Here is a 21924-nt window from a genome sequence, read left to right as displayed (position 1 = left end):
TTTTACGGGTTATTCTTTTTCATTTAAAACATTGATAACACAACCTGTTAACGTAACACCAACAAATCAGAATTTTGATCTGCGATATTCATCTAAAACGAATATTTATTTCTGATTTGATCGGTTAACGGTGATCTACCTCACGGTTAATCGCCTTTTCCTGGATAAAATGACCATGCTTTCAATTACTGAAAGGAAAATGAAACATGGAAAACAACAATCGCTTAATGCCCCATATAAGGCGGACAACACATATCATGATGTTTGCCCACCGAAACTGCTTTGACTTTCATCTCTTTAATGCCCGGTAGTCCTTCGACTTCTGGCGCACCCGCTTACAGGTTATCCTGAAACACCTTATTTTACAGGCGATTGCCTGTGAACTCGTGCGCTCATTCATTTTAATTCAGACTCATCCGCACCGGGCGGACTGAATTTCAATCATCAAAAAAGCAATTCACTGATTTTAATCAGCGGCCACCCTTTGCTTTTTTTCCGGTAAATTATCGATTTCTTTCTTGCAGGAAATCGAGGGACGCTTATTACCTAAAATAAAGAGAGAAAGATGAAAAGTTTAAAAATCGCAGCCAGCCGTGCATGTCCGGATTGCTTTACTACCCAGCGTGAACTGGTAGATGTCCGCGCCTCTGATTATATTGATGTTGCCGCCATTGTTCTGGCGGTCACGGATATTGCCAGCGGTATCCTGGACGAAATAGAAGCCACCGGTTTTGGCATTCCTGTTTTTGTCGCGACGCACAAAGAGGAATTCATTCCGGCAGACTATTTATCGCGCATTCACGGCGTATTTGAGTATTCAGACACCAGCAACGACTTTTATGGACGCCAGCTGGAAGCGGCGGCCCAGAAGTATGAAACCCAGCTGCGCCCGCCGTTTTTCCGCGCCCTTGTCGACTATGTGAAGCAGGGCAACAGCGCGTTTGACTGCCCGGGGCATCAGGGTGGCCAGTTCTTCCGCCGTCATCCTGCCGGTAATCAGTTTGTGGATTTCTTTGGCGAGACGCTTTTCCGCTCCGACCTGTGTAACGCCGACGTGGCGATGGGCGATCTGCTGATTCACGAAGGCGCGCCGTGCATTGCGCAGCAACATGCGGCGAAGGTCTTTAATGCCGATAAGACCTACTTCGTGCTGAACGGCACCTCGTCATCCAACAAAGTGGTACTTAACGCCCTGCTCACGCCGGGCGACCTGGTGCTGTTCGACCGCAACAACCACAAATCCAACCATCACGGTGCCCTACTCCAGGCAGGCGCAACGCCGGTCTATCTGGAAACCGCGCGCAACCCGTACGGCTTTATCGGCGGCATTGACGCCCACTGTTTTGAAGAACAGTACCTGCGCGAGCTGGTGGCCGAAGTTGCATCGGGCCGTGCGCGCGATGCGCGTCCGTTCCGTCTGGCTGTGATCCAGCTGGGTACCTACGATGGCACCATCTATAACGCCCGTCAGGTGGTGGATAAGATTGGGCATCTGTGTGATTACATTCTGTTTGACTCGGCCTGGGTGGGTTACGAGCAGTTTATTCCGATGATGGCCGACTGCTCTCCGCTGCTGCTGGAGCTGAACGAAAACGATCCGGGGATCCTGGTCACCCAGTCCGTGCATAAACAGCAGGCCGGCTTCTCGCAGACCTCGCAAATCCATAAGAAAGACAGCCATATCAAAGGGCAACAGCGCTATGTCCCGCACAAGCGGCTGAACAATGCCTTTATGATGCACGCCTCCACCAGCCCGTTTTATCCGCTGTTCGCTGCGCTGGACATTAACGCCCGTATGCATGAAGGCCAGAGCGGCCGCAACATGTGGATGGATTGCGTGGTGAACGGTATCGAAGCGCGCAAGCTGATCCTGGAGAACTGCCGGTATCTGCGCCCCTTCGTGCCGGAAACGGTGGATGGCCGCCCGTGGGAAAGCTGGGACACGGCGGAAATTGCGACCGATCTGCGCTTCTTCCACTTCGTACCGGGTGAAAACTGGCACGCTTTTGAAGGCTACGCTGAGCATCAGTATTTTATCGACCCGTGCAAGCTCCTGCTGACCACACCGGGCATCAACGCCCGCACCGGGGAGTATGACGACTTCGGCGTGCCCGCCACTATCCTTGCCAACTTCCTGCGTGAAAACGGCATCGTGCCGGAAAAATGCGATCTCAACTCGATCCTGTTCCTGCTCACGCCTGCGGAAGATATGGGCAAACTGCAGCAGCTGGTGGCGCAGCTGGTGCGCTTCGAAAAACTGCTCGAGAGCGATGTTCCGCTGAAAGACGTCCTGCCTTCTCTCTACAAACAACATCCGGAACGTTACGCGGATTACACCCTGCGCCAGATCTGCCAGGAAATGCATGACCTGTACGCCCGCCACAACGTGAAACAGCTGCAGAAAGAGATGTTCCGCAAGTCTCACTTCCCGCGCGTGATGATGAACCCGCAGGACGCGAACTACGCCTATCTGCGCGGTGAGGTTGAACTGGTCTCCCTGCGCGACGCGGAAGGCCGCATCGCCGCCGAAGGCGCGCTCCCTTATCCACCGGGGGTATTGTGCGTGGTTCCAGGGGAAGTCTGGGGCGGTTCCGTGCTGCGCTACTTTGCCGCGCTGGAAGAAGGCATCAACCTTCTGCCGGGCTTCGCGCCGGAGCTGCAGGGTGTGTACGTCGAGGAGTGTGAGGGTCGCAAACAGGTTCGCTGTAACGTTATCAAACAACCCGCCGCTCAGCCCGCGCTGCTGAAAGGAGAGAAATTATGAGTAAGTCCAATAAGATGGGCGTGGTGCAGCTGACCATCCTCACCATGGTGAACATGATGGGCTCCGGGATTATCATGCTGCCCACCAAACTGGCAGAGGTGGGTACCATCTCTATCATCTCCTGGCTGGTGACGGCAGTCGGTTCAATGGCGCTGGCGTGGGCGTTCGCCAAGTGCGGGATGTTCAGCCGTAAGTCAGGCGGCATGGGCGGCTATGCCGAATACGCCTTTGGCAAGTCGGGCAACTTTATGGCCAACTACACCTACGGCGTGTCGCTGCTGATCGCCAACGTGGCGATTGCCATCTCAGCCGTGGGTTACGGTACGGAGCTGTTTGGCGCGACGCTCAGTCCTGTGCAAATTGGGCTGGCGACCATCGGCGTGCTGTGGATCTGCACCGTGGCTAACTTTGGCGGCGCGCGTATCACCGGACAGCTCTCAAGCATCACCGTCTGGGGCGTGATTATCCCGGTTATCGGCCTGTGCATCATCGGCTGGTTCTGGTTTAGCCCGACGCTCTACGCCAACTCCTGGAACCCGCACCATGTGCCGTTCTTTACCGCGGTCGGCTCTTCTATCGCCATGACGCTCTGGGCCTTCCTGGGTCTGGAATCCGCCTGCGCGAACGCGGAAGTGGTAGAGAATCCGGAAAAGAACGTGCCGATTGCGGTCCTCGGCGGTACGCTGGGCGCGGCGGTGATCTATATCGTCTCGACTAACGTGATTGCCGGGATTGTGCCAAACATGGATCTTGCTAACTCTACGGCGCCGTTCGGACTGGCCTTCGCGCAGATGTTCACGCCGGAAGTCGGGAAAGTGATTATGGGTCTGATGGTCATGTCGTGCTGCGGTTCACTCCTCGGCTGGCAGTTCACCATCGCGCAGGTGTTTAAATCCTCGGCCGATGAAGGTTACTTCCCGAAAATCTTCTCCCGCGTGACCAAATCGGATGCGCCGGTGCAGGGCATGCTGGCGATTGTTATCTTCCAGAGTGGATTATCGTTGATGACCATTAGCCCGTCGCTGAACAGCCAGTTCAACGTGCTGGTTAACCTGGCGGTGGTGACGAACATCATTCCGTATATTCTGTCGATGGCAGCGCTGGTGATCATCCAGAAGGTGGCGAAGGTGGATCCACGCAAAGCGCGTGCGGCCAATATCGTGGCGCTGATTGGGGCAATCTACAGCTTCTATGCGCTCTACTCATCCGGCCAGGAAGCGATGCTCTACGGGGCAATGGTGACCTTTATGGGCTGGACGCTGTACGGTCTGGTGTCACCACGGTTTGAATTGAAGAACAAGCACAGTTAAGTAAAAGCAAAACGGCAACCCATGGGTTGCCGTTTTTAGTGTTTTCTCCCTCTCCCTATGGGAGAGGGCCGGGGTGAGGGCATCAGCCCGCACCCATACCGCACTTACGCGTTTTTCAGCACTTCGCTGACAATCTCTACCGCTTCTTTCTCAATCTGCTGACGGTGCTCAGCGCCGAGGAAGCTTTCGCAATAGATTTTGTACGCATCTTCCGTACCGGACGGACGCGCGGCGAACCAGCCGTTCTCGGTCATCACTTTCAGACCACCAATGGATGCGCCGTTGCCCGGTGCCGCCGTCAGACGAGCAGTGATCGGATCGCCCGCCAGGGTGCTTGCGCTGACCATCTCAGGAGAGAGTTTGGACAGGGCCGCTTTCTGGGCTGACGTCGCGCCAGCCTGAATACGGTTATAGCTTGGTGCACCAAAGCGTGCCGCCAGGTCATTGTAATGTTCCTGCGGGTTCTTACCGGTGACAGCGGTAATTTCCGCCGCAAGCAGGCACATGATGATGCCGTCTTTATCGGTTGACCATGGCGTGCCGTCGAAACGCAGGAAAGATGCGCCCGCGCTCTCTTCACCGCCAAAGCCGAAGCTGCCGTCGTGCAAACCGTCAACGAACCATTTGAAGCCGACCGGCACTTCCACCAGCTTGCGACCCAGGGCCTCGACCACGCGGTCGATCATCGCGGAGGAAACCAGCGTTTTACCGACGGCCACCTCTTTGCCCCACTGCGGGCGGTGCTGGAACAGATAGTTAATTGCGACGGCCAGATAGTGGTTCGGGTTCATCAGCCCGGCAGGGGTGACGATACCGTGACGGTCATAATCCGGGTCGTTAGCAAACGCCAGATCGAATTTATCACGCAGCGCCAGCAGGCCCGCCATCGCGCACTCGGAGGAGCAGTCCATACGGATCGCGCCGTCTTTGTCCAGGTGCATAAAGCGGAAGGTCTGATCGACGTGATCGTTCACGATGGTCAGATCCAGCTTGTAATGCTCGGCGATACGTTTCCAGTATTCGATACCGGAGCCGCCCAGCGGATCCACGCCCAGCTTCAGGCCGGCTTTCTGGATGGCCGCCATATCGACGATATCCGCCAGCCCTTCCACGAACGGCTGAACCAGATCCTGCTCTTTCACGTGACCGGACGCCATGGCAGCATCCAGAGAAATGCGCTTCACGCCTTTCAGACCGTCAGCCAGCAGCGCGTTCGCACGATCTTCCACCACTTTGGTGACGTTAGTGTCGGCCGGGCCACCGTTAGGCGGGTTGTATTTGATACCACCGTCTTCCGGCGGGTTGTGGGATGGCGTGATAACGATACCGTCCGCCAGCGCACCACCTTTTTTGTTGTGTACCAGGATGGCGTTAGAGACCGCAGGCGTCGGGGTAAAGCCGTTGTTCTCCTGAACAATCACATCAACGCCGTTTGCCGCCAGCACTTCCACAACAGAGATGAATGCCGGTTCAGACAGGGCATGGGTATCTTTCCCCACGTAGCACGGACCGGTAACGCCGTTTTTAGCGCGCTCTTCCGCAATGGCCTGAGCAATGGCTAGAATGTGCGGTTCGTTAAAGCTGTGGCGCGCCGCGCTGCCGCGGTGACCAGATGTACCAAACTTCACTGCGTGTTCTGCGTTGCCCACGACCGGTTTCAGCACATAATACTGCGCGGTCAGCTGAGCGACGTTAATCAAATCGCTTTGTTGTGCAGGTTGGCCTGCACGGCTGTGATTTGCCATTACCGGGTCCTTCTGATGCAAGGGTTAAATTGTACCGCAAACCTTTTCAATCAATTCCGCCGGGAACTGCATGGACTGCATGATGTGTTCAATCATGCTGCACTTGCGGCCCGTATTGGTATTGGTGATCACCCAGTACGGGGTGCCAGGAACATGTTTGGGTTTGGTTTGATTGCCATTTTGCAGCAGCGTCTGCTCGTCGCCCGCGAAATAGACGCGAGTACGGCCGTGAAGCGACTCGGTCGCTTCAGCAAACGCTTTGTTATCCAGTGAGTAAAGTGTAGACAGCACCAGCATAAAGCGGTTAACCGCCTTTTTCTGCTCCGCGTATTCATCGGAGAGCAGCAGCTCGCGCATCGCGCGCACTTTATCTTTTGCAGGCGTCACGGCAGGTTTTGCTTGTGCAACAACGCTCGGCTGAGACACGACATCTTTGGTGACTGGGGTAGCAGGCTGTGAAGCGGCGGAAATTTTAAGCATGCGCCGTAAAATGTCGGACGCGCTCTCCCCGATATGCCGCGTCTGGCTGGCAATATACTGATAGAGTTCGTCATCAACTTCGATTGTTTTCATCTTAATCCAGTGCGATATCTTATCTGAATACAAGTCATTGGGATTATAAGGTCAAATCCCAACAGCGGATAGCGTCAAACCAGGTTGGCAGCAAAAGTCAGATTAAACTGGAACCTTGCAGCCGGGCGGCAGAATGGTCAACATGATACCCTAACCTGACATACGTAAAAAAAGAACTTTGCCATGAAATTGAATACCCGAGCGCAAACTGCACAATCGCTGAACAATAATTCTCCCATCGTACTGGTTCACGGGCTTTTTGGTAGTCTGGATAACCTGGGCGTGCTGGCGCGCGATCTGGTTACCGACCACGATATTTTACAGGTCGATATGCGCAATCATGGTCTTTCCGGTCGTTCCGACAAGATGACCTACGCGGCGATGGCGCAGGATCTGCTGGATACGCTGGATGCCCACGACCTGCAAAAGGTGACCCTCATCGGGCATTCAATGGGTGGCAAAGCGGTGATGGCCCTGACGGCACTGGCCCCGGACCGTATTAGCGGCCTGGTGGTGATTGACGTCGCGCCCGTGGATTACGACGTCCGTCGTCACGACGAGATTTTTGCCGCTATTAATGCGGTCACAGAAGCGGGTGTCGCGACGCGCCAACAGGCGGCTGCCGTCATGCGTGAGCATCTTAATGAAGAAGGCGTCGTTCAGTTTCTGCTGAAGTCGTTTGTTGACGGGCAATGGCGTTTTAACGTGCCGGTGCTCTGGGACCAGTACAATAACATCGTCGGCTGGGAAACCGTCCCCGCCTGGCCACACCCTACTCTCTTTATTCGCGGCGGCAACTCGCCTTACGTTACCGACGCGTACCGCGACACGCTGCTGGCCCAATTCCCGCAGGCTCGCGCCCACGTGATTGCCGGTGCAGGGCACTGGGTGCATGCGGAAAAACCGGACGCCGTACTGCGCGCCATCCGCCGCTATCTCGCTGATACTGCAAATTGATTAAAAAGAAAGCGACTGGAAGGCTGCGGGCTTCCAGTCGTTGGCGTGCCGTTTTTGGTGATGTATGATGGCGCGCTTATCGCCCGGGCATTAGCAGGGCGGCGTGTTTCCCCCGAAGTCTCAGAATCATGGCCAAAGAACAAACGGACCGTACGACACTAGATCTGTTCGCGAATGAGCGTCGCCCGGGACGACCCAAGACGAATCCGCTTTCGCGCGATGAACAGCTGCGTATCAATAAACGCAACCAGCTTAAACGCGATAAAAATCGTGGGCTTAAGCGTGTCGAACTGAAGCTTAACGCCGACGCCGTCGATGCACTTAACGAGCTGGCTGACGCGCGAAATATCAGCCGCAGCGAGCTCATTGAAGAGATGCTGCTCGTCCAGCTTGAGACGTTACGCAGCCAGGCATAAGTCTGAAAATCCCCTTTATCGCCCTTTTCATTTAGCACAGAGTGCAGTCCTGCGCGATAGCTGTTTCCGCAGGGTTGCCAGTTCTGCTATTATTCCCCTTATCCGTGGCCAAATTGCGCCACCATACTATTAAGTTTCAAGAGGTTATTTTACTCATGGCAATCATCGGCATTTTCTTTGGCAGTGATACCGGCAATACCGAAAATATCGCAAAAAACATTCAAAAACAGCTCGGTAAAGACGTTGCTGATGTGCATGACATCGCCAAGAGCAGCAAAGAAGATCTGGAAGGCTATGACATTCTGCTGCTGGGTATCCCAACCTGGTACTACGGTGAAGCCCAGTGCGACTGGGATGATTTCTTCCCGACTCTGGAAGAAGTGGACTTCAACGGTAAGCTGGTCGCCCTGTTTGGCTGTGGCGATCAGGAAGACTACGCCGAATACTTCTGTGACGCGCTGGGCACCATCCGCGATATCATTGAGCCGAACGGCGCGGTTATCGTCGGCCACTGGCCGACCGCCGGTTACCACTTTGAAGCGTCTAAAGGCCTGGCCGATGACGATCATTTCGTGGGTCTGGCCATCGACGAAGACCGTCAGCCAGAGCTGACGGCAGAGCGCGTTGAGAAGTGGGTGAAGCAGATCCGTGAGGAACTGCACCTGGACGATATTCTGAACGCCTGATTTTTATCGCGGCGCAGCGGCGGCTGCGCCCGTGCTCCAGGTCAAACCGATTAAATTAATCGCTACAATCTTTTAACTTTTTCGCCCAGACCTGTACAATGTCTCCCTGATAAAATGTGGTTTTCCATTGAGCAGGTTTGTCGGTGATACCCCATTTTTATAAGCATATTTTGCCTGAGACTTGCAGTTTTCATTTAGCCATGGCAGTTCTATAATGAGACGCATTATCCCGGGTGCATTTTCTGTCACTTCCTACAGAAGTGAATCGTTTAGCAACAGGACAGATTCCGCATGACTGACAACAATACCGCATTAAAGAAGGCTGGCCTGAAAGTTACGCTTCCTCGGTTAAAAATCCTTGAAGTGCTTCAGGGTCCAGACAATCACCATGTCAGTGCGGAAGACCTCTATAAACGTCTTATCGACATGGGTGAAGAGATTGGGCTGGCTACCGTCTATCGCGTGCTGAACCAGTTTGATGACGCGGGCATTGTTACCCGTCATAATTTCGAAGGCGGTAAATCTGTTTTCGAACTGACCCAGCAGCAGCACCACGATCACCTGATCTGCCTCGATTGCGGCAAGGTCATTGAATTCAGCGATGATTCCATTGAATCACGCCAGCGTGAAATCGCGGCGCGTCATGGCATCCGCCTGACGAACCACAGCCTGTATCTTTACGGTCACTGCGCTGAAGGCGACTGCCGCGAAGACGACCACGCGCACGACGCGAAATAATCAGTATTCATACTCTGAGCCAGCCGCAAGGTTGGCTTTTTTTTTACCTGAAAAAGCCCGGTGGCGCTGCGCTTACCGGGCCTACGGGCGATGACACCTTTGTAGGCCCGGTAAGCGCAGCGCCACCGGGCGTAAAGCACTTATTTATTGTTATTGCGTATCTCGTTCCAGATCTTATCGCAACGCTTCGCCACTTCCTGATCGTTACCGGTTTTACGCGCCTGGATACAGGCCTGGTAATCCATCACGCGGACGTTCTCCTGCGTAGCGAACTGCTCATGCGCTTTCTCTTTCTTCAGCACGTTCAGCACGCTCTGACAGGCTTGAATTTTCTCCGGCGATCCTTCCGCAGTATTTATGCAGGCGCTATACGCCTCCTTCAGACGGGAGTCCTCTTTCGGCGCCTGATTCTGAGCACACGCCACCAGCCCTGATGCCAGCAACGCGACGATTACAATTTTTTTCATCATGTGCAGTCTCCATACCGGCGGGACTCAGCCCGCCGGTGCGTTCATCAGAAAATGGTGAATGGGGCAATAACCATGAATTTCACGTCACGTTCATCCTGGAAGATGTTGCCGTAACCGCCCGCATAGCTCGGGATATCGGAGTGGTTGTCATACTGAGTGAAGTGCAGTTTGAACATCGTGCCTTTCGCGCGGCCATCCTGCAGGGTATAGATAGCATCGAGGCTGTAGGAAGACTCTTTCAGGCGATAGTTGGGATCGTAGTATGCATCCGGCGTGGCCATATCGGCAGGTTTTGCGTCCCAGGCGTAAGCGTAAGAGGCACCCACGGCCCAGCCCGGCAGATTCCAGTTTTTCAGGTCATACATTGCGCCGAAGAAGACCGCTTTCTCACCGTCGGCGTTGAAGTCAGAGCGGTTATCCCACCAGATATCAAGACGACCGTTGGAGGAGGCGTAGGTCGGGGTCATACGCTGCAGGAAGTAGCCCTGCTGCCCTTCCGCCTTCACCCATGTGCCTTCCAGACGTAAATCAACCTGACCGACCTTGTAGCCGAAGGTTAACGCCTGCAGCCACGCGGTGCCGTCATAAATGTCGTTGACGCCACCGTTGCTGACCTTGTCGCGCGTACCGTAGAACTGGTAGCTGGTGCTCAGCGGGCTACCCGCGACATCGAATTTATAGCTGGCCTTGGCAAAATACTGATCGACATAGCCTTGTGCCTGACCGAATGCCGCTTCAAGCACCAGATCGTTTTTGAAGTCGTACTTCGCGCCCAGCGAGTGCAGGTAATCAACTTTGGTTTTTTTATCGTTCTGGTAGAACTTGTCCATCTCGATGTGCCACGGCGCTTTGTACTCGTTGGTCCACATATAGGAGAAGCTCAACGCCCCCGCATCACCGTAGTCAAAATTCGCCCCGGCTTCCGCACCCTGATAGGTACCCGGCATAAAGCTCCAGTGCGGCGCTAACAGAGTCTGACCGGTTGGCTGAATATAACCACCGCGCGCCCAAACCGGACCGTATTTAAATTTTGCAGCGGCTTTATAAAGACTGATACCGCTCTTATCCCCGGACCAGTCTTCTTTATAGGCTTTGTTGCTGGAGGAGAAGGCAATTTCGTTCGGGTGGGCGCTGTCACCGTTTTCCGCCATTTCAATCGCGGTAAACGCAGCAATATCCAGACCGAACATATCCGCGGCATAGCCTGACTGGAAGTCCAGGTTGGCGTTCCAGGTGGAGTGAGAAAGGTTGGTTTTGTATTTGTCTTCGGTGACGTCTTTACGGTCACGTTCACGCTGCCAGTAATAAATACCGCCCGTGAGGGTAGAATCGTCGATGAAGCCCGCCGCTTTCGCCTCTGGTGTCACCACCAGGCCCGACATGGCTGTCACACCGGCAATAGCCAGCGCCAGCGCACTACGTTTGCCACTGAACGTACGCATAGATTATTCCTCTTTGACGAATTAAAACGCCTGAAGCGGCGTAAATAAAAAAGACCAAATGGTCAGGGGTAGTTTTAAATACCCTCGAATTAACTACCGTCTTTAGGTTATTTTTCGCGACGCGAATTATCAATGCTTTTTAGCGGGCAAAAGTCAGGATTATGACGAAGTGCACATAATTGGTAGTGCTTTGTAACATTTGCGGGGAGGCGAGGAATGGCACGGAATTATCAGGTATTTCAGTAGCTAGACGTGAGACCTCTTTCCTTTTTTATCACCTTTTTGTTTTTCGTAATGACACAAACTTTTTTTAAAAAAATAAGTAGCACCTCATTGACCTGATATTTTTATCACGCCTCTTTAGGCCCTGTCTTAATACCCTGATCGTTAAATAAAAAAACGCCGCATGGTGCGGCGTTTGTCTCTCATTGACCAGACCAGCAATATTATTCGCCGATCTTCGTCCAGGTATCACGCAGACCTACGGTACGGTTGAATACCGGTTTTTCCGCCGTGCTGTAACGGCTGTCCAGGCAGAAGTAGCCTTCACGTTCAAACTGGAACGCTTTGCCCGCTTCAGCGGCTTTCAGAGAAGGCTCCGCATAACCCTGCTTGATCACCAGAGATTCCGGGTTGATGGTCGCCAGGAAATCTTCCGCAGCACCTGGGTTAGGCACGCTGAACAGACGGTCGTACAGACGGATTTCTACCGGCAGCGCGTGGGAAGCGCTCACCCAGTGAATCACGCCTTTCACCTTGCGGCCATCCGCCGGATCTTTGCTCAGCGTTTCAGCGTCATATGAACAGAAGATGGTGGTGATATTCCCTTCTGCATCTTTCTCTACGCGCTCGGCTTTGATGACGTAGGCGTTACGCAGACGCACTTCTTTACCCAGCACCAGACGCTTGTACTGCTTGTTGGCTTCTTCGCGGAAGTCAGCGCGGTCAATCCAGATGTCACCGCTGAACGGCACGTCACGGCTACCCATTTCCGGTTTGTTCGGATGGTTAGGCATGGAGACCAGCTCGCTTTCACCCTGCGGATAGTTTTCGATAACCAGCTTAACCGGATCGATAACCGCCATCGCGCGCGGGGCGTTTTCGTTGAGATCTTCGCGAATGCAGGATTCCAGGGAGGCCATCTCAATGGTGTTGTCCTGCTTGGTCACGCCGATGCGTTTGCAGAACTCACGAATAGAGGCGGCAGTGTAACCACGACGACGCAGACCCGAGATGGTTGGCATACGTGGGTCATCCCAGCCTTCAACGTGCTTGTCGGTCACCAGCAGGTTCAGCTTACGCTTGGACATCACGGTGTATTCCAGATTCAGACGAGAGAACTCGTACTGGCGTGGATGCACAGGAATGGTGATGTTATCCAGAACCCAGTCGTACAGACGACGGTTGTCCTGGAACTCCAGCGTACACAGGGAGTGCGTAATGCCTTCCAGCGCATCGCTGATGCAGTGGGTAAAGTCGTACATCGGATAGATGCACCACTTGTTGCCGGTCTGGTGGTGTTCCGCAAACTTGATGCGGTACAGCACCGGATCGCGCATCACGATGAACGGAGACGCCATGTCGATTTTGGCACGCAGGCACGCTTTGCCTTCTTCGAAGCCGCCGGCACGCATTTTTTCAAACAGCGCCAGGTTCTCTTCCACGCTGCGATCGCGGAACGGGCTGTTTTTGCCCGGGGCGGTCAGCGTACCGCGATATTCACGGATTTCATCAGCAGACAGTTCGTCAACATACGCCAGACCCTTGTTGATCAGTTCAACCGCGTAGGCGTACAGCTGATCAAAATAGTCAGAGGAGTAGCAGATATCGCCAGACCAGTTGAAGCCCAGCCATTGCACGTCATTCTTGATGGACTCAACGTATTCGATGTCTTCTTTTACTGGGTTGGTGTCATCGAAACGCAGGTTGCACTGTCCCTGGTAGTCTTGCGCAATGCCAAAGTTCAGGCAGATGGACTTCGCATGCCCGATATGCAGGTAGCCGTTCGGCTCCGGCGGGAAACGGGTATGAACTGTGGTGTGCTTACCACTGGCCAGATCTTCATCGATGATCTGACGAATAAAGTTACTCGGGCGGGCTTCTGCCTCACTCATCGTGGATTCCTCAAAGCGTAAACAACGTATAACGGCATATGATCTTATAAGCCGGACGTAGTGACAACCCTTAAAACGTCTCTGAAGAAAATAATGGGGGCTTTTGCTGCAAAAAAAAGCGGCGGAGGATATCCCCCGCCGCTTAAGGCATGACTCTACTCAGGAGCGATTACTTGCCTTTAATCTCATACAGCGGCGTTTGCCCCGCAACAACCTGACCTTTCGCCTGAATGACCAGGCCACTGAAGTCATCGATGTTGCTGCAAACGACCGGGCTTATCATGGAGCGCGCGTTGGCGTTCAGGAAGTCCAGATCCATTTCCAGAATCGGCTGCCCGGCCACCACTTCAGCGCCCTCTTCCACCAGGCGAGTAAAGCCCTGACCGTTCAGCGCAACGGTATCGATACCCATATGGACAACGATCTCCGCGCCATTTTCGGTTTCGAGGCAGAACGCGTGGTTGGTGTTGAAGATTTTCACGATGGTACCGGCCGCCGGAGACACAACGGTTTTGTCCGTTGGTTTCACCGCCACACCGTCACCAACCGCTTTGCTGGCGAAGGCTTCGTCAGGCACCTGCTCAATCGCAACGACTTCACCGGTTACAGGTGAAACCAGCGCGGCTACCGTTTTAGCGTTCGGTACCGCCTGCGGTTTTGCAGCCGCTGGCGCGGCGGCAGGTGCGGCAGAAGCGTCTGCTGCGGCTACCGGACCAGTGGTTTTCATGGCGTTAGCAATTTTCTCTGCTACGAAGCCAACGATAATCTGCACGCTGGTTTTGTTCAGGCGGATAACGCCGGAAGCACCCAGACGTTTAGCCAGCGCTTCGTTCACCAGGGAAGAGTCTTTGACGTTCAGACGCAGACGAGTGATACAGGCGTCGATACCGGTCAGGTTATCAGAACCGCCGACTGCGGCGATGTACTGACGCGCCAGGCCTGAAACGTCCTGATCCTGAGCACCGCTCACGTTCACATCCTGACCATCCGCTTCGCTACCGGCCACGGCCAGTTCACGACCCGGGGTCATCAGGTTGAATTTGGTGATAGTGAAACGGAACACCATGTAGTAGATCGCGAAGAACACCAGACCTTGCGGGATCAGCATCCACCAGTGGGTCGCCAGCGGGTTACGGGACGACAGCACCATATCCACCAGACCGGCGCTGAAACCGAAACCGGCAATCCAGTGCATGCTGGCAGCGATGAACACGGAGATACCGGTCAGCACGGCGTGGATCACATATAGAACCGGCGCCACGAACATGAAGGAGAACTCCAGCGGCTCGGTGATACCGGTGAAGAAGGCCGCGAACGCACCCGCCATCATGATACCCAGCACTTTTGCTTTGTTCTCTGGACGCGCGCAGTGGTAGATAGCCAGTGCAGCTCCCGGCAGACCAAACATCATGATCGGGAAGAAGCCCGCCTGGTAACGACCGGTGATACCGACAACCGCTTTACCTGCTTCGATGGACTGTGCGCCACCCAGGAAGTTAGGGATATCGTTAATACCGGCAACGTCGAACCAGAATACGGAGTTCAGCGCGTGGTGCAGACCGACCGGGATCAGCAGACGGTTGAAGAACGCATACACGCCCGCACCGACAGAACCCAGTTTCTGGATGTGCTCACCGAAGTTCACCAGACCGTCGAAGATCATCGGCCAGACGTACATCATGATGAACGCAACAACGATCATCACAAACGAGGTCAGGATAGGAACCAGGCGGCGACCGCTAAAGAAGGAGAGCGCTTTTGGCAGCTCTACGCTGCTGAAGCGGTTATACAGTTCGGCGGAGATGATACCCACAAGGATACCGACAAACTGGTTGCTGATCTTACCGAACGCCGCCGGAACCTGGTCCGCCGGAATTTTTTGGATCATGGCCACCGCTGCAGGCGAGCAGAGGGTGGTTAACACGAGGAAACCGACAAAACCGGTCAGCGCAGCGGCACCGTCTTTGTCTTTGGACATACCGTAAGCCACACCAATCGCGAACAACACGGACATGTTGTCGATAATGGCGGAACCTGACTTGATAAAGAACGCCGCCAGCGCGCTGGTATTACCCCAGCCGTTGGGGTCAATCCAGTAGCCGACACCCATCAGGATGGCTGCGGCAGGCAGCGTGGCGACCGGCACCATAAGCGCGCGGCCAACCTTTTGTAAATAACCTAGAATACTCACTTTCTTCCCCCTATGAGACCCCGTTTAAGGCATGTTCTCAGCTCTGTTTTTTATTGTGTCACGAACTATAGATACAGTTGATGCTTCACTGGCATTGTGAGTGTGTGAAAAATTAATTCGTATCGCAAATTAAACGCATACTTTTTGTGATTTTTGTCACCAAATATCGTTATTCACCCTCCCTTATACTGGCTAACAGCGAAAACTTATTTTATCATTCAAAAAATCAAGACGGATTGATCCGGCCTGAAAGTTTCCAGGTTACGCTTAAGTATCAGGTTCCGATAGCCATCCGCCCACTCTTCTACTTTAACTCTTGAGGTGAACAATGAGACTGATTCCCCTGGCAACTGCTGAACAAGTCGGTAAATGGGCCGCTCGCCATATCGTTAACCGTATTAACGCCTTTAAACCGACCGCCGATCGTCCTTTCGTTCTTGGACTTCCGACAGGCGGCACGCCGCTGACCGCCTATAAGGCACTGGTTGAGATGCATAAAGCAGGCCAGGTTAGCTTCAAACATGTTGTGACCTTCAATATGGATGAATACGTTGGCTTACCGAAAGACCACCCGGAAAGCTACCATAGCTTTATGCACCGCAATTTCTTTGATCACGTTGATATTCCATCTGAAAATATTAACCTGCTGAATGGAAACGCGCCTGATATTGACGCAGAATGCCGTCAGTATGAAGAAAAAATCCGTTCTTACGGTAAGATCCACCTGTTCATGGGTGGCGTAGGCAATGATGGTCATATTGCGTTTAACGAACCGGCGTCATCTCTGGCTTCCCGCACACGTATTAAAACGCTGACCCATGACACGCGCGTGGCAAACTCCCGCTTCTTTGACGGTGATGTTAACCAGGTTCCAAAATACGCCCTGACCGTAGGCGTAGGCACCCTGCTGGATGCCGAAGAAGTGATGATTCTGGTGCTGGGCGGTGTGAAAGCGCAAGCGCTCCAGGCTGCCGTTGAAGGCAACGTAAACCATATGTGGACCATCAGCTGCCTGCAGCTGCATCCGAAATCAGTCATCGTCTGCGACGAACCGTCCACGATGGAGCTGAAGGTTAAAACGCTGAAATACTTCAACGAGTTAGAAGCTGAGAACATCAAAGGTCTGTAATTGAATAACCGCCTCTTCATCAAGAGGCGGCCGCTTTTTTTAACCGGGGGTCGTTATGTACGCTTTAACCCACGGTCGGATTTATACCGGCCATGAAATTCTGGATGACCATGCGATTGTTATCGCTGATGGCCTGATTGAACGTGTTTGTCCGCTGGCAGAACTGCCGCCGGAGATTGAACAGCGCTCACTCAATGGAGCAGTAATCTCCCCCGGTTTCATCGACGTACAGCTCAACGGCTGCGGCGGTGTGCAATTCAATGACACCGCGGATGCGGTGACGGTCGAAACGCTGGAGATCATGCAGAAAGCCAACGAGAAATCGGGCTGCACCAGCTATCTGCCAACGCTCATCACCAGCAGTGATGACCTCATGAAGCAGGGTATCCGCGTGATGCGCGAATACCTGGCCAAACATCCTAATCAGGCGCTGGGTCTGCACCTTGAAGGGCCATGGCTGAATATGGTCAAGAAAGGAACGCATAACCCGAATTACGTGCGTAAACCTGATGCGGAGCTGGTTGACTACATGTGTGCGAACGCCGATGTGATCGTCAAAGTGACGCTGGCGCCTGAAATGACGGGTACGGATGTCATCAGCAAACTGGCTGGTGCCGGGATTATCGTTTCAGCAGGTCACTCAAACGCGACGCTGAAAGAAGCGAAAGCCGGTTTCCGCGCGGGCATTACCTTCGCAACGCACCTTTACAACGCCATGCCGTATATCACAGGCCGTGAACCGGGTCTGGTCGGGGCGATTCTGGATGAGCCAGACGTCTACTGCGGCATTATTGCTGACGGCTTACACGTCGATTACACCAACATCCGCAACGCTAAGCGGCTGAAAGGTGACAAGCTTTGTCTGGTGACGGATGCCACCGCACCGGCAGGTGCAAATATTGAGCAGTTCATTTTTGCTGGTAAAACAATATACTACCGCAATGGACTGTGTGTGGATGAAAACGGTACGCTGAGCGGTTCCTCTTTGACCATGATTGAAGGGGTGCGTAACCTGGTTGAACATTGCGGGATTGCGCTTGATGAAGTCCTGCGTATGGCAACCCTTTATCCGGCTCGCGCAATGGGCGTGGATAAACAGCTTGGCGGAATTGCACCAGGTATGGTTGCAAACCTGACGGCATTCACACACGATTATAAAATTATTAAGACCATCGTTAATGGTAACGAGGTCGTCACTGAGTAAGTAAAAGTATGACACCTGGCGGACAAGCTCAAATCGGTAATGTCGATCTCGTTAAACAACTTAACAGTGCGGCGGTATACCGCCTGATTGACCAGCACGGACCAATCTCGCGAATTCAGATAGCCGAACAAAGCCAGCTTGCTCCCGCCAGCGTGACAAAAATTACCCGCCAGCTCATTGAGCGCGGTCTGATCAAAGAAGTCGATCAGCAGGCCTCCACCGGGGGCCGCCGCGCCATCTCCATTATTACCGAAACCCGCAATTTTCAGGCCATTGGCGTCCGTCTGGGCCGTCATGACACCACACTCACACTGTACGATCTGAGCAGTAAAGCCATTGCGGAAGAGCACTACCCTCTTCCGGAGCGCACCCAGGAGACGCTGGAGCATGCGCTGCTGAATACCATCGCGCAGTTTATTGAAAGCTGTCAGCGCAAGATCCGCGAACTCATCGCCATCTCCGTGATTCTGCCCGGCCTGGTCGACCCGGAAAGCGGCGTGATCCGCTATATGCCGCACATTCAGGTTGAAAACTGGGGGCTGGTCGACGCGCTGGAAAAGCGTTTTAAAGTGACCTGCTTTGTGGGCCACGACATTCGCTCGCTGGCGCTGGCAGAGCACTACTTTGGTGCGAGCCAGGACTGCGAAGACTCTATTCTGGTGCGCGTTCACCGCGGAACGGGCGCCGGTATTATCTCTAACGGCCGTATTTTTATTGGTCGCAACGGTAACGTCGGCGAGATTGGCCACATTCAGGTTGAGCCCCTCGGGGAGCGCTGCCACTGCGGCAACTTCGGCTGTCTTGAGACCATTGCCGCCAACACGGCCATCGAGCAGCGCGTTCGCCATCTCCTTGAACAGGGTTACCAAAGTCGCGTCACGCTGGACGATTGCAAAATTGGCAACATCTGCAAAGCCGCCAATAAGGGTGACGCGCTGGCCTGCGAAGTGATTGAGCAGGTAGGACGCCACCTGGGGAAAACCATCGCCATCGCCATTAACCTGTTTAACCCACAAAAAGTGGTGATCGCCGGTGAAATTGTGGAAGCGGAAAAGGTGCTGCTCCCCGCCATTGAAGGCTGTATTAACACCCAGGCGCTGAAAGCATTCCGCCAGAACCTCCCGGTGGTTCGTTCAAAGCTTGACCATCGCTCGGCGATCGGCGCGTTCGCGCTGGTCAAACGCGCCATGCTCAACGGAATTCTGCTGCAGCATTTGCTGGAAAGTTGATCGGACCTTATAGTAACGCCTTCTTTTTTTGATGTCGGACTGTCCATGACCATTAAGAATGTAATTTGTGATATCGACGGCGTGCTGATGCACGACAACGTTGCCGTGCCGGGTGCTGCGGAGTTTCTACACCGCATCATCGACAAAGGAATGCCTCTGGTTCTGCTCACGAACTACCCTTCCCAAACCGGTCAGGATCTGGCTAACCGCTTTGCCACGGCGGGCGTCAATGTTCCGGACAGCGTGTTTTATACCTCGGCAATGGCCACGGCGGATTTTCTTAAGCGTCAGGAAGGGAAAAAAGCCTACGTGGTGGGTGAAGGTGCGCTGATACACGAGCTGTACAAAGCTGGCTTTACCATCACTGACGTGAACCCGGACTTTGTGATTGTCGGCGAAACGCGCTCTTTTAACTGGGAGATGATGCATAAGGCTGCATACTTTGTCGCCAGCGGCGCGCGCTTTATCGCTACCAACCCGGATACGCACGGCCGTGGTTTTTATCCGGCCTGCGGCGCGCTGTGCGCAGGTATCGAAAAAATCTCAGGTCGTCAGCCCTTTGTGGTCGGTAAACCGAGCCCGTGGATCATTCGTGCCGCGCTCAACAAGATGCAGGCCCACTCTGAAGAGACCGTTATTGTCGGCGACAACCTGCGCACCGATATTCTGGCCGGATTCCAGGCGGGTCTGGAGACGATTCTGGTCCTCTCCGGCGTCTCTCAACTTGATGACATTGATTCGATGCCGTTCCGGCCAAGCTGGATTTACCCCTCCGTCGATGAAATCGACATCATCTGATACCGAACCACGCCACAGGGCGTGGTTTTTCATTTATAGCCTACATAAATAGAACGCCATCTAACAAAAAACACGTTTCATTGCATAATCATCAATAAAAGCATTCATGACGTACTCTTTTTTCACTATTCCGCAATCACTATTGCACTATTTCCGTTTTCACCCGTAAAACGCTTGCGCGCCCTGCCCCTTTGCGGCATTTTCATAAGCAAGCAACATTACAAAGCAACAGGGTTAACGGAGAAGGTTATGTGTTCAATTTTTGGCGTACTGGATATTAAAACTGACGCGGGCGAACTGCGTAAAAAGGCACTCGAACTGTCCCGCCTGATGCGCCATCGCGGCCCGGACTGGTCAGGCGTTTACGCCAGTGACAAAGCGATTCTGGCTCACGAACGTCTGTCTATTGTTGACGTCAACGCCGGTGCACAGCCGCTGTATAACGAGAAAAAAACGCACGCGCTGGCTGTCAACGGTGAAATCTACAACCACCAGGCGCTGCGCGCCGAATACGGCGACCGCTACGCGTTCCAGACCGGTTCTGACTGTGAAGTGATCCTGGCGCTGTATCAGGAGAAAGGGCCCGAGTTCCTGGACGACCTGCAGGGCATGTTTGCCTTCGCCCTGTACGACAGCGAAAAAGACGCTTACCTGATTGGCCGTGACCACATCGGCATTATCCCGCTGTACATGGGTCACGATGAGCACGGCAACTTCTACGTTGCCTCTGAAATGAAAGCCCTGGTGCCTGTCTGCCGCACCATTAAAGAGTTCCCGGCAGGCAGCTATCTGTGGAGCAAAGACGGCGAGATCCGCTCCTATTACCAGCGCGACTGGTTCGACTATGATGCGGTGAAAGACAACGTCACGGACAAAGCCGAGCTGCGTCAGGCCCTGGAAGATTCCGTGAAAAGCCACCTGATGTCCGACGTGCCGTACGGCGTGCTGCTCTCCGGCGGTCTGGACTCCTCCGTGATCTCCGCGATCACCAAGAAATTCGCGGCCCGTCGCGTGGAAGATCAGGAGCGCTCAGAAGCCTGGTGGCCACAGCTGCACTCTTTTGCCGTTGGCCTGGAAGGCGCACCTGACCTGAAAGCCGCGCAGGAAGTGGCGAACCACCTCGGCACCGTGCACCATGAGATTCACTTCACCGTGCAGGAAGGTCTGGATGCGATCCGCGATGTGATCTATCACATTGAAACCTATGACGTGACCACCATCCGCGCCTCAACGCCGATGTACCTGATGTCGCGTAAGATCAAAGCGATGGGCATCAAGATGGTGCTCTCCGGTGAAGGGTCTGACGAAGTGTTTGGCGGCTACCTGTACTTCCACAAAGCGCCGAACGCCAAAGAGCTGCACGAAGAGACCGTGCGCAAGCTGCAGGCGCTGCATATGTTCGACTGTGCGCGTGCCAACAAAGCGATGTCGGCCTGGGGCGTGGAAGCGCGCGTGCCGTTCCTCGATAAGAAATTCCTCGACGTGGCGATGCGCATCAACCCGCAGGACAAGATGTGCGGCAACGGCAAAATGGAAAAACATATCCTGCGTGAATGTTTTGAATCCTACCTGCCGGCGAGCGTGGCATGGCGTCAGAAAGAGCAGTTCTCTGATGGCGTAGGCTATAGCTGGATCGACACCCTGAAAGAGGTCGCGGCGAAACAGGTTTCTGACCAACAGCTGGAAACCGCGAGCTTCCGCTTCCCGTACAACACGCCGGGCTCGAAAGAAGCCTATCTGTACCGTGAAATTTTTGAAGAGCTGTTCCCGGTACCGAGCGCCGCGGAGTGCGTACCGGGTGGCCCGTCCGTCGCCTGCTCTTCTGCCAAAGCGATTGAATGGGATGAATCTTTCAAATCCATGAACGATCCATCAGGACGCGCGGTAGGCGTTCACCAGTCAGCCTACAAGTAATCACTCAGATCGCAATCAGGCCCCTCAGGGGCCTGATTTTTTTCCTCACATTTCACCGCCTAAATCTGATTAATAACCAATAATTGCCGAATATTCGGTCACGCTGTTCGCAACCTAACCAAACAGTCACATTCCGGCTATTTTCGTTGAAAAAGGTGTTGACGCTGCAAGGGTCTATACGCATAATGCGCCCCGCAACGCCGATAAGGTAACGCGAAAAAAGATGGCTACGTAGCTCAGTTGG

18 protein-coding genes are annotated in these 21924 nt (G+C 53.9%); 12 read left to right on the top strand and 6 right to left on the bottom strand.

Annotated elements, in window-relative coordinates; all coding sequences use genetic code 11:
• Positions 1-206 precede the first annotated feature (206 nt).
• The 3 genes from speFL (at position 207) to potE (ending at position 4074) form a co-directional block, all read left to right on the top strand.
• Positions 207-311, top strand: a complete 105-nt coding sequence (gene speFL / locus INF68_RS00485; protein WP_003858645.1) for a leader peptide SpeFL — start codon at positions 207-209, stop codon at positions 309-311.
• Positions 312-565: 254 nt separating this feature from the next.
• Positions 566-2764: an ornithine decarboxylase SpeF gene (gene speF / locus INF68_RS00480; protein ID WP_126785952.1), complete on the top strand. Its 2199-nt coding sequence runs from the start codon at positions 566-568 to the stop codon at positions 2762-2764.
• Positions 2761-4074: a putrescine-ornithine antiporter gene (gene potE / locus INF68_RS00475; RefSeq protein ID WP_109846265.1), complete on the top strand. Its 1314-nt coding sequence runs from the start codon at positions 2761-2763 to the stop codon at positions 4072-4074. Before speF ends, potE begins: the two co-directional genes overlap by 4 nt.
• A 104-nt stretch (positions 4075-4178) precedes the next feature.
• Here the strand turns inward: potE and pgm are convergent, their stop codons facing one another.
• Both pgm and seqA read right to left on the bottom strand, forming a co-directional pair.
• The gene (gene pgm, locus INF68_RS00470; RefSeq protein ID WP_045356603.1) at positions 4179-5819 is read right to left on the bottom strand and encodes a phosphoglucomutase (alpha-D-glucose-1,6-bisphosphate-dependent); all 1641 of its coding nucleotides are present in this window, start codon (positions 5817-5819) and stop codon (positions 4179-4181) included.
• Between the two features lie 24 nt (positions 5820-5843).
• The gene (seqA, locus tag INF68_RS00465) at positions 5844-6392 is read right to left on the bottom strand and encodes a replication initiation negative regulator SeqA (RefSeq protein WP_008501070.1); all 549 of its coding nucleotides are present in this window, start codon (positions 6390-6392) and stop codon (positions 5844-5846) included.
• Between the two features lie 183 nt (positions 6393-6575).
• Here seqA and ybfF point away from each other — a divergent pair, with 183 nt between their 5' ends.
• From ybfF to fur, 4 genes are all read left to right on the top strand, one after another.
• Positions 6576-7349, top strand: coding sequence for an esterase (ybfF, locus tag INF68_RS00460; protein ID WP_126785953.1), 774 nt, complete (start codon positions 6576-6578; stop codon positions 7347-7349).
• A 128-nt stretch (positions 7350-7477) separates the two neighbouring features.
• Complete coding sequence (gene ybfE, locus INF68_RS00455; protein ID WP_028019455.1) at positions 7478-7765, top strand: LexA regulated protein; 288 nt, start codon at positions 7478-7480, stop codon at positions 7763-7765.
• Between the two features lie 155 nt (positions 7766-7920).
• Positions 7921-8451 (top strand): flavodoxin FldA, encoded by a 531-nt coding sequence (gene fldA, locus INF68_RS00450; protein ID WP_008501067.1) that lies wholly within the window; start codon positions 7921-7923, stop codon positions 8449-8451.
• Between the two features lie 291 nt (positions 8452-8742).
• On the top strand, positions 8743-9189 hold the full coding sequence (fur, locus tag INF68_RS00445) for a ferric iron uptake transcriptional regulator (RefSeq protein ID WP_023310771.1): 447 nt from the start codon (positions 8743-8745) through the stop codon (positions 9187-9189).
• 140 nt (positions 9190-9329) lie between these two features.
• On the opposite strand, the gene chiQ is transcribed toward fur, so the two are convergent.
• From chiQ to nagE, 4 genes are all read right to left on the bottom strand, one after another.
• Positions 9330-9656 (bottom strand): ChiQ/YbfN family lipoprotein, encoded by a 327-nt coding sequence (chiQ, locus tag INF68_RS00440; RefSeq protein WP_032668313.1) that lies wholly within the window; start codon positions 9654-9656, stop codon positions 9330-9332.
• A gap of 47 nt (positions 9657-9703) precedes the next feature.
• Positions 9704-11101: a chitoporin gene (chiP, locus tag INF68_RS00435; protein WP_023310769.1), complete on the bottom strand. Its 1398-nt coding sequence runs from the start codon at positions 11099-11101 to the stop codon at positions 9704-9706.
• Positions 11102-11547: 446 nt separating this feature from the next.
• Complete coding sequence (gene glnS / locus INF68_RS00430; protein ID WP_029740147.1) at positions 11548-13215, bottom strand: glutamine--tRNA ligase; 1668 nt, start codon at positions 13213-13215, stop codon at positions 11548-11550.
• 169 nt (positions 13216-13384) lie between these two features.
• Positions 13385-15406, bottom strand: coding sequence for an N-acetylglucosamine-specific PTS transporter subunit IIBC (gene nagE / locus INF68_RS00425; protein WP_071891616.1), 2022 nt, complete (start codon positions 15404-15406; stop codon positions 13385-13387).
• A gap of 328 nt (positions 15407-15734) precedes the next feature.
• Between nagE and nagB the strand changes: the two genes are divergently transcribed.
• The 5 genes from nagB to asnB all read left to right on the top strand — a co-directional run bounded on the left by nagB (position 15735) and on the right by asnB (position 21680).
• A complete protein-coding gene (gene nagB, locus INF68_RS00420) occupies positions 15735-16535 on the top strand; it encodes a glucosamine-6-phosphate deaminase (protein WP_023310765.1) in 801 nt (266 codons plus the stop codon).
• A gap of 55 nt (positions 16536-16590) precedes the next feature.
• Positions 16591-17739 (top strand): N-acetylglucosamine-6-phosphate deacetylase, encoded by a 1149-nt coding sequence (gene nagA, locus INF68_RS00415; RefSeq protein ID WP_109844992.1) that lies wholly within the window; start codon positions 16591-16593, stop codon positions 17737-17739.
• An 8-nt stretch (positions 17740-17747) separates the two neighbouring features.
• Entirely contained in the window at positions 17748-18968 is a 1221-nt protein-coding gene (locus INF68_RS00410) for an N-acetylglucosamine repressor (protein WP_045356601.1), read from the top strand.
• A 45-nt stretch (positions 18969-19013) separates the two neighbouring features.
• Positions 19014-19766 (top strand): ribonucleotide monophosphatase NagD, encoded by a 753-nt coding sequence (gene nagD / locus INF68_RS00405; protein WP_029740145.1) that lies wholly within the window; start codon positions 19014-19016, stop codon positions 19764-19766.
• A gap of 249 nt (positions 19767-20015) precedes the next feature.
• The gene (gene asnB / locus INF68_RS00400; RefSeq protein ID WP_023310762.1) at positions 20016-21680 is read left to right on the top strand and encodes an asparagine synthase B; all 1665 of its coding nucleotides are present in this window, start codon (positions 20016-20018) and stop codon (positions 21678-21680) included.
• Positions 21681-21924 lie beyond the last annotated feature (244 nt).

Origin of the sequence: Enterobacter cloacae complex sp. P16RS2 (assembly GCF_014982155.1) — a bacterium.
GTDB lineage: Bacteria > Pseudomonadota > Gammaproteobacteria > Enterobacterales > Enterobacteriaceae > Enterobacter > Enterobacter cloacae_M.
This window is presented reverse-complemented; position numbering and strand designations above follow the sequence as displayed.